The sequence below is a fragment of the Acetobacterium sp. MES1 genome (assembly GCF_002237635.1).
GTDB classification, from domain to species: domain Bacteria; phylum Bacillota; class Clostridia; order Eubacteriales; family Eubacteriaceae; genus Acetobacterium; species Acetobacterium wieringae.
This window is the reverse complement of the sequence record NZ_MJUY01000017.1, coordinates 1-16,214: the sequence shown is the minus strand read 5'-3', so window position 1 is coordinate 16,214 and position 16,214 is coordinate 1. Positions and strand designations below refer to the sequence as shown.

Here is a 16,214-nt window from a genome sequence, read left to right as displayed (position 1 = left end):
AAATCAGCAGGTGTCGCTAACGAATCATTTCCGAATGCACAACTTCAACCAGCATTTTGGCCACCAGGGGATCAAAATGGGTTCCGGCACAGCGTTTGATTTCCGTAATGGCCTCATCATAGGCCAGTGCTTTGCGATAGGCCCGATCACTGGTCATGGCATCAAAGGAATCGGCCACCGCCACAATTCTTCCCTGCAGCGAGATTTCTTCCCCCTTTAGACCTTTGGGATATCCATGTCCATCCCAACGTTCATGATGTTCCAGGATACAATTGGCCATTTCCGAAAACTCATTTACCGAGCTGAGAATCCGATATCCAATTTCAGGATGTCGCTTAATTTCCTGCCACTCTTCATCACTCAGAGCGCCAGTTTTATTCAGGATTTTTTCATCAATTCCCATTTTTCCGATATCATGGATCAGTCCTGCTGTCCGGATCTGATTGATTTCATCCTGATCCAGCTTCATTCGCAAACCAATTTTTTCACAAATGTGACCAACCCGGCTTGAATGCATCATTTCCCGATTGCTTTTTTCATAAAGGGTGTTCATAATCAATTCGATGGTTTTACTGCGCATGCTGGCACTTTCGTAGAGCTTATGACGATACATATCATCTTCAGCATTTTTTAATATCTGCTGGATATTCTCTTCTTTTCTGGTTTTCGTGCGACTACCAAAAGCAATGGAAAGTTTCAATCCGCGAATTTTTTCCCGGGCTGCCAATACTTCCAGTCTTTTGATAATCAGAGCCGCTGTTTCAGCATCCGTTCGAGTTAGAATAATAACAAATTCGTCACCACCCAGTCGGGCAATTACATCGTTCTCACGACAACCGCTTTTGATAACATTGGAAGCTTTCTGGAGCAATTCATCCCCTACTGCATGGCCAAAGGAATCATTGATCATTTTTAAGCCATTGACATCGGCCATAACCAGGGTTAATGGGTAATTATTTTCCGTATCCAGTTTTATCAGGACTTCTTCATAAAAGCGTCGGTTGAACAAACCGGTCAGATAATCATGGTAACTCAAATACCTGATTTCTTCCTCCGTTTTTCTAATTCGGGTAATATCCTGAACGGTTCCAAAATTTCCAATATGGTTTTTCTCTTCGTCAAACTGGGGAATCATCCGCATATTGATAATTCGCTCTTCACCATCCTGACGAAAGATCCGGAAAATAAAATCAGCTGTTGATTTTTCGACCATTACCTTATTGATATTTTCAAGAATAACAGGAATCTCTTCTGGCTGGGCAAACCGGAGAAATTGCTCTTTGGTATCCACTTCATCAATGGAAGCAATCCCAAAGATATTCAGCACTTCTTCCGAACAGCTGATTTTGTCATTTTTGAAATCAAACTCATAACTTCCCAGATGCGCCAGTTTTTGCGCTTCGACCAGCGCTTTCTCACTTTTTTTCCGGGCTTCATTTTCTTTTTCCAGCGATTTCAGCAGTTTGAGGGTTCGAGCATGGGCGGCCTTTAGGGCCACATTCTGCTTTCTGACCCGGTTGTTAAGTCGCTCTTTTTCATTGCGTTTTTGAAGATTGGCCCAGCGGATTTTTGCCATTGCCCGAAGCTGAGAAAGCAGTTCCTGTTCATCAATCGGCTTTGATATAAAACCTTCACCGCCGCATTCCAGCGCCAAAATCCGATGTTCCCGATCGCCTCGGGCAGCGGTCACAAAGACCACCGGAATATCGGCCAGATCGGGGCTGGCTTTTAATTGACGACACACCTCAAAACCATCCATCTCCGGCATGATAATATCCATGAGAATAATATCCGGGTCTTCCGACACCGCCATTTCAAACCCCGTTCGCCCAGTAAAAGCCATCAAAACAGTAGCATCTGAAAACACATCACGAATCATGGCTTTTAAGACAATCACATTATCCGGGTTGTCATCAATCACTAAAATCTTTAATTGTCTTGTTTCCACAGGTCACCTCGTCCATGATTTTTTATATTATTGATCACTACTGATATTCCACCCGGTTTTGCCCCTTCTCTTTCGCCCGGTTTCGGGCTGTATGGGCTCGCGAAATCAAGGTTGCCGGCAGTAAGTCTTTGCGATAGGCGGAAACCCCAAAACTGGCGGTAAGCTTCCCAACGGTATTGAAACGAGTATTTTCAAGAATTGTCCGGGTTTTTTCTGCCAGTGTAATGGCACCTTTTTCATCGGTATCGGGAAGGATCACTAAAAATTCCTCTCCGCTCCAGCGTCCCACAATATCCGTCACCCGAACGTTGTCCATAAGCATCGCGGCCACTGCCACCAGCATCTCATCCCCAACCTGATGCCCGTAAGTCTCATTGATCGTACGAAGCGAGTCCACATCAACCAGCATAACCGAAAAAGGTGCCTTTGTCCGCTCGGAGCGTTCCAATTCAAATTGCAAAAATTCATCGAGTTTTTGACGATTAAACACCTGGGTCAGTTTGTCCTTAATCGACAGCTTTTTGATTTCCTCTTCCAGTCTTTTGATTGCAGTAATGTCCCTGATGACACTCAAGATGTGCGCTTCACCCTCAATGCTGATGGCCTGGGCTGATACCAGTCCGACAAACATTTCACCATTGACATCATTTACCATGATTTCCATGTTCTCACTGACACCGGTTCGCTTCAATTCTTCAATTAGCTGATCCCGTTTATCCAATTCAAAGTATAAATCATGAATATTCGTCACACCAGTCATGATATTTTTCCCTCTGGTTGTTATCAATTTATGGAAGGCCCGGTTATAGGACACTAATTTTCCATCTTCCATGGTGGTGATAATGGTTGGGTCAGGAAATAAGTCAAAAATCATCTCAAAATGCTTTTTACAGGCACTGCGAATACCCCCGATCATCTCATTGAGCTCAATAAAATCCGGATCATTTCCGTATTTTTCTAAAACATCATTGTCCGGTTTTTCCTCCGCAACGATGCTTTTCAGGTATTTAATCAATTCTCTGATTTCAGCATTTAACATGATCTTCCCTTCACAACTTTCTGACTCATCATCGAAACGTTTTTTTGCCAATCTGTTCCCATTCATTTTATTCAGATAATAACATAGTAATACGAATCCAACAGGTAGGTTTGCTCATACTTAACCGTCATTTTCCACAGATTTTTCTTCACCTTTTTAATGGAGGCTTCCCCTTTTTCGTATTGATCCAGTAGTTTTAGAAAATACTTCTTCTCACTGGGCAAGGCAATCGTTCTGAAATACCCCCAGATATGTTGCGCCACATTAATTGAGTTGCCCATAGTGGTTTCTTTTTGAAAAGATGCTTCAATCAGATTATAAAACTCCATGCAGGGATAGCTGTCCTTATTGTTCAGCAGTTTTCGAATCTCCAGATAATCAAGGGGAGATCTTTCCAATACTGCATATTTATATTTACTCCACTCATGTTCCAAGCGATTAATTTCTTTCTTTGTGGTTATGCAATTAATGCACTTCATCGCCGATAAATTCTTGTCTTTCACTTCCAGCATGATATCCAGATCTCTGCCATCCAGCTCCTGATGAAAGGCCATAAATTCGTTTATTCCGATGGTCTTGGAATGCGAACCCGGTTTTTTATCGGGATGCTGCTGGGAGTAATGGATTTTTTGCTTACCATCCTGACTTTTCCAGGTAGTTTTGCAAATATCAATCCAATATGTATCCGGCTGCTTTTCATCACACGGATTCACCTGGTGATGCAGGTTGTCAAAAATCACCGGAATGTCCAGGGCTTTTCCAATGATTAAAACATCACTGATGGTGTATGATTTATCGTCGTTTTCAATTACCAATCGTTTTTTAACCGTTTCACTCAACCGCTGGTAATTTTTTAGAAAGCGTTTAATTGCCTGTTTTTTATCATTATATATTCCCCCGACGTGGAGGATAATCTTATTTTCCGGACCCAGTCCCAGGCTATCCATGACACAGGCATGATAGTCCAAATCGGCAATGGCATTCGCCACAATATTTTCGTCCGCCGAGTTTAACACAGTATACTGTCCCGGGTGCATGGAAACGCGCATGCCACTTTTGGCAATTTTCTTGCTGATTTTTTTAAACTGTTTTTCAAAAACTTCCCACCAGACAATCCGGTTGACTGGATTTGATCCAAACGGAATCAGTGATGAGCTGATGCGAAACAACTCAATCTGATTTTCGATATTATAGTCAATCATCTTTTCCAGGGCGTTCAAATTGTGTTTAATCAATTCAGTCAATTTTTCTTCGGACGCATTTTTCAGCAAGCACGTTTTCAATTCCGTATTAAGCACACCCACCGTTAAACATGCATATCCTATCCTCATCATAACCTTCTTTCCTATCCGTTCCCACTACTTTAATCGCTTTTTACTTTCAAAGTGATTATTAAAGCCTAAAAAATAACCATTATCAAAAATCTCCATCCAACAGCCACTTATGTCGCATAAATAAACCCGTTCGATCCGATATCCCCAATGATTTCGTTCATTATATCAGAAATGATTGCGAAACTGAAGTGAAATGGTCGTTAAATCAATGATATTTCATTTATTTTCGACCTAAAAAAGAGCCAGATTTCAGGCTCTTTTTGCTTTTTTGTAGACAGGTAACTTTTACCTGCCGTTCTTTTTCTAATTCGGTATCCGTGATTTGCCAACAAATTATCATTTTTTAGTCAGCACTTTTTCAATAAAGATCCGTGTCACTTCCGGATCAAACTGCGTACCGGCATGCTTTTTTAGTTCATGAATGGCATCGGCCTGACTCAATCCGCTACGATAGGAGCGATCACAGGTCATGGCATCATAGGCATCCGCCACCCCAATAATTCTTGCCTGCATGGATATTTCTTCCTGCTTCAATTTTTTGGGGTAGCCTTTCCCATCCCAGCGTTCATGATGTTCATAGACATACCTTGCCATTTCGGAAAATTCACTGGAAGAACTCAAAATCCGATAACCAATTTCAGGATGCCGCTGCATTTCCTGCCACTCCTCGAAATTCAAATGGCCGACCTTGTTGAGGATTTTTTCATCAATCCCCATTTTGCCAATATCGTGCATCAGCCCAGCCGCCCCAATTTGGTTAACCGCATCCTTACTCAGGTTCATCTCGATCGCAATGGCTTTACAGATCTCGCTGACTCTCCGGGAATGAAGCATTTCCCGACAACTCTTTTCATAAAGAGTATTCATAATCAGTTCGATGGTTTTATTTTTGATGCTGGCACTTTCATAGAGCTTATGCCGATACATGTCATCTTCAGCCCGCTTATATATCTCCTGAATGTCCTGGTTTTCGCTTTCCTTTATTTCGCAACCAAATGAGATCGAAATATCAAAGGCGTCGATTTTTTCATTTAAGGTCTTTGCTTTCAGGTCATTGATCACCTCAACTGCCTGAAAAATATCCGTCTGTGGTAAAATCACAATAAATTCATCGCCCCCCAGTCTGGCAACAATACTGTTCTTTGGAACTGCTTCTGTAATCAATCGGGCGGATTTTTTTAACAACTCGTCTCCCATCGCATGACCAAAGGAGTCGTTTATCAGTTTAAGACCGTTGACATCGGCCATGATCATCGTAATAGGCAGATTATCCGGAACATCCAGCCGCTCCAGTTCCTCTTCATAAAACCGCCGGTTATGGAGACCCGTGAGATAATCATGGTAACTCAAATAGCGGATTTCCTGTTCCGCCTGTTTGCGCTCCGTAACATCTGTAATAATCACCGCAAATTGCTTGAATCGGGGTGAATAGGCAACAACTTCAAAATATTTACCCACAAACTGGTCATAAAACTCAAACCGCACTGGCTGACCGGTCATGGCTACCTGACCGTATTTTAAGATCCACTGCTTATCCATAGCCGGTGCCACTTCCAGGGCAGTCTTGCCGATAATCTCCTTCCGTTTCATACCAACCAGCTTTTCATAGCTTTCATTGGCATCCAGATATCTAAAATCCACAGGATTGCCGGACTGATCAAAAATAACTTCGTGCACCGCCAGTCCCTGGGCCATTTGGGTGATCAGTAGCCGGTGTTTTTCTTCACTTTCTTTTAAAGCTATTTCTGCCTGATGACGATCGCTAAAATCCACCAGCATATAGCTGACCAGCTTTCGCTTAAGATCGAAATCATTTTTATTTACATAAAACCAGCGGATGGTTTCATCCGTTCTGACCTTTACCGGCGTGCGTTTATGATCCCCCCGATTTAGAATTCTCAGTATTTCAGAAACACTTTCCTTGTTTCCCGCAAAAAAAAGCCTGGCAGCGGGATTCATACAAATAATCTCCGCATCACCATTGATCAGAAAGGCGACCTCGCCGATATTCCAGAAGGTTTGTTTCCAACGATTGATTTCCAATTCAAATAAATCATTTTTTACTTCGTTTAAACCAATCATGGCTGAAATGTACAAAATCACCACTGGCGTCGGATCGACATATTTATCACCCCCCATCAGGATCACCAGTACCGCAAGCCATGACACCTGTATTGACACAAGGATGAAACGATAACTTTTTTTCAAACTTAGGGAATTCGTTTTTTGATATGCTTTGATCAATGTGACTATTAAAAACAGCAGAAAAACAATGTAGTAGGCAAGAATCAGATAATAGACGATGTTTTTGGAGGTACTGGCAACCGAAAAACCATTAACTTTGATCAATTCCACCCAGTTAAACGCCAGATGATGAATCGGATTGGTAATATAGAGTATCCAGAGTCCCCCTGAGAGAGTTACCAGCAAATATTTAATTGGCTGGGAAATTTTGACTTTTGCAAATTGGGAAACAAATAAGATTCCAAACGTTGGAATAAATATCACGCCCAGATTCGCAAGATCCCGGGCCAGGATCATCATTTCAATGTTTTGCGAGTTGAGCGACAGAAAGTACCCCAATGCATAAATTGCCGAAGAAAACATCAGGGCCGAAAAATAATTAAACTGGCCCTCGACTTTTTGCTTTAAGAGTTTTATTCCCACAACACTATAGCCGGCCGCAATGATCGGTAATGCATATACGATTAAATTTAAGAATACCTTTTGTAAATCCATCCACTTCCTCATTCCAGAACGCGTCCGAAAATTCTGCTGTTACCAATCAGCTGATAAAAAGCAGCATTATCAATCTTGACTGAACCTGTATAATACCAGACAAAGGTTAAACGAACCTTTGTCTGGTATTATTTTTTACATAAAAATATACCAAGTTTTACACCTGGTCATCCAGATATTTTATATGAATGTGGGTCGCATCACAAAAGGGCTTATTGACCGATTCGCCACAGCGACACAATACTAGGCGATTGCGCTTTTCATATAGGCTGCCATCTGCCGATTGAAGGGGAATCCCCCCCTTAACAAAAATACCACAACTGGCCCCCCGCTCCGGATCCTGAAGAATCACAATTTCGGGTTCATATTCCGGTTCAATGAATGCGCCACTTTTTTCTACTGCCACTAACCGCCCGGCCGGACACTCGCTGGCGGCTTTAATGGCTTCATTTTTGAGGGTGGGATTATCGGACTGCCTGATCAGCTCCCATGCGGTACCATCATTGCGGTGACAGAATCTGGCAAATGCACAGCGGTGGTCATCTCGCATATCCAAATCAGCCCCAATGAGCACTTCGGCCCGATCGACAAAATCGGCTTTTGATGCGGTTTCATCACCATGAAAATCACATTTTGAATGGGCGCCATCACAAAAAGGCGGATTCTTTGACTTTCCGCAGCGGCATAGGGTATAGGTTTTCGCCTGCGGCAACTCCCGCCCCTCCCGATAAACATAGCCTTTTCCCTGGGACGTAATTATTTTCTCAGAAAGTTTAATATTCCCGGTAACCACATAGGGCCCGTCTTTTAAGATCTTTATTTTGCCTGTCATTTCATTTTTCATTCTTATCTCCGTGCTTATCCTTTGGTATTGAATCTAATCTTTACGGTTTGTGCCCATTGGGTAATGAACGACCCTATTAATAAAATACACACAGCCAGATACAGGGCGGATCTGTCGAGGTATAAGCGACCCGATGTTTCTGATGCGGCAGAATCAAAAGAGTATCCCCTTTTACCAACGTGACCTTCCGGTCATCTTCAAAGACTAACTGAGCCCTGCCTTCCAGCAAAACCACATATTCGTGTTCCTGCTGATCATACCAGTTTGATTGCTGCCCCGTACTGATAATCCGTTCGATCCGGATCGTCTGATTGTGCTCCAGCACCGAGATCAGTTCATCTTTGATGGGCAATTCGGGCATTTCATAAATGTTCATTACTACCTCATATAAATCATACCATAGAATCCAGTCAGAGAACAGTTCGGCTTAAAAATTCAAATTTTTTATACTCCCCAGTCTTTGCTTATTTACTGATTAGTTCTGCCATCTTTCCCGAATCACTGATATCCATCAGTTCTTCCGGAAACGGGGCCCAGATGGTCTGATCCAGAAGATAGGGATCGTTATATTTAATGACATAAGACTTAAGAACATTGATCGGTACACTGAGGGGGATTTTCCCACTTTTATATTTTTCAAAACTATCCAATACAAAGTTTTTTTCACCGCTGGAAAGCTGTTCTGAAAAATAACCAAAAATATGCAGCATCACATTAATATAATTACTATACCGGGGAATTCTCAAAAAAGCAATGCCAAGATGGGCTTTGTAGCTACTAAAAACCTGTTCGAGCGGCAACTTATCATGATTGGCAACAATTCGGCCCAATTCTTTTTGCTCTTTCTGACTATAAGCCATCAGCAAATATTTGTTTTGGGCCTGAAATTTAACCAGCGCCGCCATTGTTTTGGCTTTTTCCACCTGGCGATAACGGCACAGCGTATAGAGTTTAGCCAGAAAATGCTCTCTAATTCTAAAATTAGTTAACCGGCCCTCTTCTTCGATGGCCAGATCGGGATAGCGTTTAAATACCTGACCCGCAAAAATGCCCTGACCTTTAATCGAACCCGTGGTCTTAGCTTTACCCAGATAAACTTTGACGTCTTTGGTACCGCAGGATGGTGAACGCCCTTTTAAAATGAAACCGTCCACGGCCTTCAGGCTGTCAAAAAAAGCATCACTAAAGGCAATCATTTCTCCGGTATATTCGGTATCCGAGGCCGGTTGATACAAAACAAGCTGCTCGTTTTCCATCACCAGGCGAACCGGGTTGCGGGGCACCCCCAGGCCAATTTCCACCTCGGCGCAAACCGGATGATAGTCCACATAGTCTTTTAGTTTTTCGACAAACTTATCCGGCAGTGTTTGTCCATTATATCGGCAGGCATCAAAGCCCATGCATTTACTGACCACAACCTGGGGTCTTAATTCCTTTTCCATTTTGGTCACCTCGTTTCTTTATCTCAAACCCTATTTACCCATTTGCCAAAAGCTTCAATCATCAAAGCTCTCAGTCCTGTTGCCGAAAAAAAACAGACACGCTCTGCGCATCTGTTTTTGGACTGCCCGGTTTAACTCAACAGGTAATTACTACCCGGTTTTTTCTTGCATTTCTTTTTAATTTTTGCGGCTGTTTCGGCCAGTTCAAAAATCGTTTTGCTGTGATCGCTGGCCACACCGGCAATTGAAACTGACAAAAAGGGGAAATTCTCCTCCACATCCTTGCGATCTTTGGAGGTGATATAGCCTTTGTCAATGTCTTCCTTACTGTAATATTTAATCACGGCCTCGTTAAAGGCATGCATGATACTGATACACAGCTGCTCGGTTTTCTTTTTGGGGACAATGGCAATAAAGTCATCCCCACCAATATGACCAATAAAATACTCGCTTGGAATCCGGGTTTTTAAGATCTCGGCAAACTCCTTCAATACCCGATCGCCATTTTCAAAGCCATACAGATCGTTATAGGCCTTAAAATTATCCAGATCAAAATATAGAATCGTTTTTTTGTCCTTGGATTTAAGGGCCTTTTCCAGCTGTTGTTCAATCATCAGGTTTCCCGGAAGTTCAGTCAGCGGATTCAGGTGTTTCGCATAGACAAACTCAATTTCGATCAGTTTTTCCATCAGGTCTTTAACCGTCACAATGCCCTGAAACTGATTATCCCGGGTTACCACAATAAAATCATAAATTTTATCAAAATCCCGCTGCATCGCATTTTTCCCGACAACATCAATGGTGGCCAGGCAATCCACGTCCATAAAATCGGTATCCATGATATTGCGAACCGGTTTATTGGCATAAAGAATGTAGCCGTATTGACCGCTAATCCGTTTATAAAGGGCGTTTCGGGTAATCACCCCGATCGGAAGCTGATCTTCAACCACACAAAAGCCGGAGCGGGTTTCATTTTCTTTAAACATTTCATGAACCTGTGAAACGAGGATATCCGGCGATATGGTTTTCTCCTGCTTACAGATGCTCTCAATCCGATCATCAAGAACCCGATTATCCAACAACTTTCTTTTCCTGGCATTCTCTTTCATAACAATTTCAAGCACATCCTTTGAGATTGAATTTAGAATTCCATTGGGCTTTTGAATAAAATAACCTTGTCCATACGAAACCCCAATTTCGATGAGTGTCAGCAGTTCTTCCTTCGTCTCGATCCCCTCGGCAATCAGTGCCGTTTCAGTATATTCTGAAAACTCATTCAGACATCTTACCAGAGATTGTTTTGTCATGTCTTTGTCGATATCCCGGATCAGTTTCATATCCAGCTTAATATAATTGGGATGAATATCCGAGATCAAATTCAATCCCGAATACCCGGCCCCGGCATCATCGATGGCAATCCGATAATCCTGCTCTTTATAATTGTCAATGGTTTTAATAAAATCCGCCAGGTGATTAATGGCCTCGCTTTCGGTAATCTCGAAAATAATACGCTTGGGATCAATATCAAATTTTTCCAGATACTCCCGGGTAAATCCTTTTCTGAATTGGACATCCTGCATAATATTAGGGTTCACATTTAAAAAAAGTTTGAACTCGCTTTCGATTTTAAAGGCCGCTTCAAAGGCTTTTGACCGACACAAAAATTCCAGCTCCCAAAGCTTATTGAATTTCTGGGCACATTTGAACAGCATATCCGGATTATGAAGCAACGAAGCAACCGGCCCCCGACTCAGCGCCTCGTAACCATGGACGGTTCCGTCTTGCAATGACACAATGGGCTGAAAAACGGTGCTGATTTTCTTCTGATAGAGTATTTCCAAGAGCTCTCCTCTCAACCGCTCTTCTTCTTTATTCTGATTGATATCCAAACACATTCCTCCCCATTGTTGATGTCACAAATTATAACCATGAGAGCTGGTTATTAATATTATCATCCGGTTAAATTTACGTTAATTTTCATCGGATACGGGTACCTATTCTAGATAAAGCTTTTTTTAATTATAATATTTTACATCTTCGAAATGTTTACAGAAAGAATATCAACTGTTATACTTAAATAACAGATTTTCACACGAGAATGAGAGGTTATTGTTATGGCTGAAACTCTATTGGAACTAAGAAAATTTGTGATCCCGGAAATAATCATTGGTGTCGATGCCCGCTTGTTGATTGGTCGTTACATATCTCATTTTAATGCCAAAAAACCGCTGATTGTCACCGATAAAAATATTCATGACTTTGACTGGTTTCACGAAACCGTCGATCAGATCCGTCCCCATGTTGAAAAACTGTGTATTTTCGATGAAACCACCCCTAATCCCAAGGATATCGAAGCGATGATCGGTGCAGAGCTTTTTTTGTCGCTGGGGTGCGACCTGATCATTGCCATTGGGGGCGGTAGCGCCATCGACTGTGCGAAATGCATCAGTATTGTGGCTACCAACGGTGGCAATGTCCTTGATTACGAAGGGGTTGATGAAGTGCAGATGCCCGGGCCACCGCTGATCTGTATTCCCACCACCGCCGGATCCTCTGCCGATGTTTCCCAGTTTGCCATTATCAAGGATACTGCTGCCAATATTAAACGGGCGATCATCAGTAAAAAGGTGGTTCCCGATCTGGCCCTGATCGATCCGGTTCCGCTGATGTCCATGGATCCCTATTTAACCGCCTGTACTGCCATGGATGCCCTGACCCATGCCATCGAAGCCTATGTATCCAATACCCATTCAGCCCTGACCGACGTTCATGCCCTGGAATCCATCGGTCTGATTAATCAAGCCGTCGAACAATCCGTCACACCCGCACGAAGCATTGAAACGATGTTTCATCTGATGCTGGGTTCCCTCCAGGCCGGATTGGCCTTTTCCAATGCCAGTCTCGGTGCTGTCCATGCCATGTCCCATTCCATGGGCGGTCTGCTGGATTTACCCCATGGCGAATGTAACAGCATTCTGCTTGAGCACATTATCCGCATTAATTTTGAAACTGTACCTGACCGCTATCGGGATATCGCCAGACAACTTGGTCTGCTGGTAGATAATGTCAGTGATTATTTACTGCTTGAAATGATCACGACCCGGATCGCTTCGATGCGGAAAAACCTGAATATTCCTGCCAGTATTATGGTGCCGAATCTCAAAGAAAGCACCCTTGACTATCTGGTGGAAAACGCTCTCAATGATCCCTGCATGGTGACCAATCCCAGAGTCTTGACAAAAGAAGAGGTGAGAACTATTTATGGACGAGTATTGGAATCACAAAAATAAAAAAGAGATCACCCGGGAAACGATAATCGGCCTGGGCGAAAACTCTTTTAAAAAAAATTACTACTCTGAACTGCAAACAAAACTGCTGGATCTGGAACGAATCAACAGCCGAACCCGGGCTTTAATTGCCACCATCCCCGATATCCTGCTGATCAGTAATGGCGAAGGACAGATTACCCCCCTTAATCCTTCGTTGAATACCGGATCGTATGCCCTTCTGGAAATCATGCGCAGTCAGATTCTGATGGCTGATTTAAAACAGGTGATTAATCTGGTTATGCGAACCCGGGTTTTATCGGATTATTATTTTTCGATGACCTTTAAAGATTCACTTCATTATTTTGAAGTCCGGGTTCAGATTTCCAGCTTTGATGAAGTTCTGATTATGATCCGGGATATGACCGAACGGGTCATCATGGAAAAGAAACTCCGGGATCTGGTCGATAAAGATACCCTGACCCATATCGCCAATCGCCGCTTTTTTGAGGCTGAATTGGAACAGCTCAACAACCGGGAGATCAAGAATTTAACCATTTTATTACTGGATATTGATGGCCTCAAATTTGTCAATGACACGCTGGGACATTTACTGGGAGACCAGGTGATTGTCTCGGCCAGTCAGGTTATTGGCCGGTGTTTTCAAGCATTGGGAATTGTTTCCCGAATTGGTGGTGATGAATTCGGGGTAATTGTCAAAAATCAGCCGTCGGACATCATCGAATCAGCCCTGGAAAAAATGAATTCCCATCTAAAATGCTTAAATGAACTGCCGGATGCAACCTTTAAAATATCGCTTTCCTATGGTTACTCCTATCACCCTTGTGGCTTGGTCAACACCAACTTTCTCTTTCAGGAAGCCGACAATAATATGTATCAGAACAAACTGCTAAAAGAATCCAGCACCCGTAACAATCTGGTTAAAACCTTAATGAAAGCCCTGGAAGCTAAAGATTACGTCACCGAAGGCCATACCAGTCGCATGGATACCCTGGCCACCCTCATCGGACAGGCTCTGCGTTTACCCCAGAATGTTATGGATCGAATTCAATTGCTGACCAAATTCCATGATATCGGCAAGGTCGGTATTCCCGACAGCATCCTCAAGAAGCCCAGTGCTTTAACCCCCGACGAATGGAAGGTGATGAAAACCCATTGCGCCATCGGCGAGCGGATTGCCAATGAATCCTCGGAATTGAAAGATATTTCCCATCTGATTTTGAAACATCAGGAAAAATGGGATGGCACCGGCTATCCCCTGGGCCTCGCTGGCGAAGACATTCCGATTGAATGTCGGGTTCTATCGATTGTCGATTCCTACGATGCCATGACCAATGACCGCCCCTACCGGGGCGCACTTTCCCCCGAAACCGCCATCAATGAAATTGTTTCCTGTGCCGGTTCCCAATTTGATCCCGGTATGGTAAAAATTTTCTGCAAAGTTATTGAACAACATTTAAGACCTCAGCAATAATTTATTACTGAGGCCTTTTTGTGCCCTTACCGGGTTATTTTAGTTGTATAGGTTTGCTCATCACGAATCACTTTTTCCAGGGCCGCAACAACATCCGGATCGTAATGGGTCCCCACATTCCGTTTCATTTCTTCCAGTGCATCATCAATGCTGATCGCTGGACGATAGTCGGTATCTGCTGTCATATCGTCAAATCGTTCACCAACTGCAATAATCCGGGCCAGCTTGGGTATTTCTTTACCCATGAGTCCTTGGGGATAGCCGCTTCCATCCCAACGTTCATGATGTCCCAAAACAATATTGGCCAAATCGACGGTATGATCAAAGGCATTGAGAATCCGAAAGCCAACCACCGGATGCATTTTCATCTCTTTATAGGTGTCATCAATCACATATTCATTTTTTCTGGCGATTTCTTTATCCAAGGCCACTTTTCCAATATCATGAAGATACGCAGCCTTTGACACCTTGTTAATCTCAGCTTCAGACAAATTCATTTTGCGGGCAATTTTTTTGCAAATCTCACTGGTTCTCCGGGCATGCTCAGCTTCGGCTGGCAATTCACCATACAGCTTATCGAGAATATTATTAAAGGTATCTTCCTTCTTTTTCCCCCGATTTATGGTTTTTTTCATATACATGTTGTCTTCAGCGCTGGCAATAATGACTTCAATATTTTCTTCCGGCTCATATTTTGTCGCAACACCCAGGGACACATTTCCCTGGATCGACTTAATTTTTTCTTTGCTGAAATTATCTTTAATTCGATCCGAAAGCCTTTGGGCATCTTTTTTTTCGGTTTGCGGCAGCAAAATGGCAAATTCGTCTCCGCCCCAGCGGGCAATAATATCATCGGCCCGACAGACCTTTTTAAATATTTCCGAAACCTTTTTGATCAATTCATCGCCAGCATCATGGCCAAAAATATCATTCGTCAGTTTTAACCCGTCCACATCACCAATAATAACTGACAGGGGCAGATTTCTTTCGGTATTGAGGCGAATCAGTTCTTCTTCAAAAAAGCGTCGATTATATAAACCGGTGAGGGCATCATGAAAACTGTTATACTCAATGGCCGCTCTTTTTTCTTTCTTTTCGGTAACATCTCTAAAGATAACAATGGCTCCGTCAATATGGCCCTCTTCGTCACTGATGGGGGCAACACTGTCTTCCAGGTGATATTTTCTTCCATCCCGGGAAACCAGCAGCACATGGGTGTCGAATTCTTTCATGGCGTTATCTCGAAAGGCTTCTGCAATATGATCCGGCACGAGATCCGCCTGTTTTTCGTCCTCCAGGACGAAAACCAGAGAATAGTGTTTCCCCAGCGCTTCTCTGACCGGCCAGCCGGTCATTTCCTCCGCCGTGTTATTAAGCATCTCAATCTTACCCAGGGGATCAACAATCATAACCCCATCACTGATTGACATCAATGTTTTTAGGTATTTTTCCCGATTCTTCTCCGACGCCGAGCGGATATAGGCCCCAACCCCAAACTTGCCGTTTAGCAGATCCACTGGAAATTTGGTGGTTTTAAAAATCTTACCCTTCCATAACATCTCATCGGTCACAAAGGTTTTGGTCGCTAAAACCTTTTTATCGGTTTCTCGCTCTTTGATCGCCATCTTTTCTTCCAGGATTTCGAAATCACCCTGACCAATAATATCTTCGGAGTTGATCCCATAAAAATCTTCCATGGCCAGGTTGATAAAAATATAGTTTAATTGATCATCTTTTAGGGATACCGGAATCTCCTCAGACTCGATGAAGGTCTGAACCAGCTCATTAAACCGACGTATCTCCCGTTCTTTTTTTCGTTTTCTGCCTCTTTTAAGAATAAAATACAGCCCCAGACCAAATAAAAAAAGAATAATCAGGATAACTGCAATATTCAATACTGTTATATTCATATTTATAACCATTCCTTTCGTTTCACTCAAGGCACAAAACGTCCTGAAACATCTTGCGTTCGAGCGTTATTGTTTTTATTCTATAGCCATAGGGATAACAGTAAACTACAAATCACGTGAGGAGGAGTAGACCGCTCCATTCTGGAGTGACTGCATATTTATATGTGTAGATTGCCTTTCCAAGCACAAATAAGTGT

General features: G+C 42.8%; 11 protein-coding genes. 2 read left to right on the top strand and 9 right to left on the bottom strand.

The window, feature by feature from the left end:
* Positions 1-16 precede the first annotated feature (16 nt).
* From BI182_RS06975 to BI182_RS06940, 8 genes are all read right to left on the bottom strand, one after another.
* Positions 17-1,948, bottom strand: a complete 1,932-nt coding sequence (locus tag BI182_RS06975; protein ID WP_286806491.1) for an HD domain-containing protein — start codon at positions 1,946-1,948, stop codon at positions 17-19.
* 37 nt (positions 1,949-1,985) lie between these two features.
* Positions 1,986-3,038, bottom strand: a complete 1,053-nt coding sequence (locus BI182_RS06970) for a sensor domain-containing diguanylate cyclase (RefSeq protein WP_187389304.1) — start codon at positions 3,036-3,038, stop codon at positions 1,986-1,988.
* A 20-nt stretch (positions 3,039-3,058) separates the two neighbouring features.
* Entirely contained in the window at positions 3,059-4,321 is a 1,263-nt protein-coding gene (gene uvsE / locus BI182_RS06965; protein WP_338076090.1) for a UV DNA damage repair endonuclease UvsE, read from the bottom strand.
* Positions 4,322-4,657: 336 nt separating this feature from the next.
* Positions 4,658-7,060: an HD domain-containing phosphohydrolase gene (locus tag BI182_RS06960; RefSeq protein ID WP_286806488.1), complete on the bottom strand. Its 2,403-nt coding sequence runs from the start codon at positions 7,058-7,060 to the stop codon at positions 4,658-4,660.
* A 157-nt stretch (positions 7,061-7,217) separates the two neighbouring features.
* Positions 7,218-7,904: a CDGSH iron-sulfur domain-containing protein gene (locus BI182_RS06955; RefSeq protein ID WP_070370968.1), complete on the bottom strand. Its 687-nt coding sequence runs from the start codon at positions 7,902-7,904 to the stop codon at positions 7,218-7,220.
* 76 nt (positions 7,905-7,980) lie between these two features.
* The gene (locus BI182_RS06950) at positions 7,981-8,280 is read right to left on the bottom strand and encodes a cupin domain-containing protein (RefSeq protein WP_070370967.1); all 300 of its coding nucleotides are present in this window, start codon (positions 8,278-8,280) and stop codon (positions 7,981-7,983) included.
* A gap of 88 nt (positions 8,281-8,368) precedes the next feature.
* Entirely contained in the window at positions 8,369-9,346 is a 978-nt protein-coding gene (locus BI182_RS06945) for a YbgA family protein (protein WP_286806485.1), read from the bottom strand.
* A 131-nt stretch (positions 9,347-9,477) separates the two neighbouring features.
* The gene (locus BI182_RS06940; RefSeq protein WP_084633577.1) at positions 9,478-11,235 is read right to left on the bottom strand and encodes a GGDEF domain-containing protein; all 1,758 of its coding nucleotides are present in this window, start codon (positions 11,233-11,235) and stop codon (positions 9,478-9,480) included.
* Between the two features lie 225 nt (positions 11,236-11,460).
* On the opposite strand from BI182_RS06940, the gene BI182_RS06935 reads away from it, so the two are divergent.
* Positions 11,461-12,636, top strand: a complete 1,176-nt coding sequence (locus BI182_RS06935; protein ID WP_286806482.1) for an iron-containing alcohol dehydrogenase — start codon at positions 11,461-11,463, stop codon at positions 12,634-12,636.
* Positions 12,608-14,107, top strand: coding sequence for a bifunctional diguanylate cyclase/phosphohydrolase (locus BI182_RS06930; protein WP_286806480.1), 1,500 nt, complete (start codon positions 12,608-12,610; stop codon positions 14,105-14,107). The genes BI182_RS06935 and BI182_RS06930 overlap by 29 nt, the downstream gene beginning before the upstream one ends.
* Positions 14,108-14,133: 26 nt before the next feature.
* Here the strand turns inward: BI182_RS06930 and BI182_RS06925 are convergent, their stop codons facing one another.
* Complete coding sequence (locus BI182_RS06925; protein WP_286806478.1) at positions 14,134-16,017, bottom strand: sensor domain-containing diguanylate cyclase/phosphohydrolase; 1,884 nt, start codon at positions 16,015-16,017, stop codon at positions 14,134-14,136.
* Between the last annotated feature and the right edge of the window lie 197 nt (positions 16,018-16,214).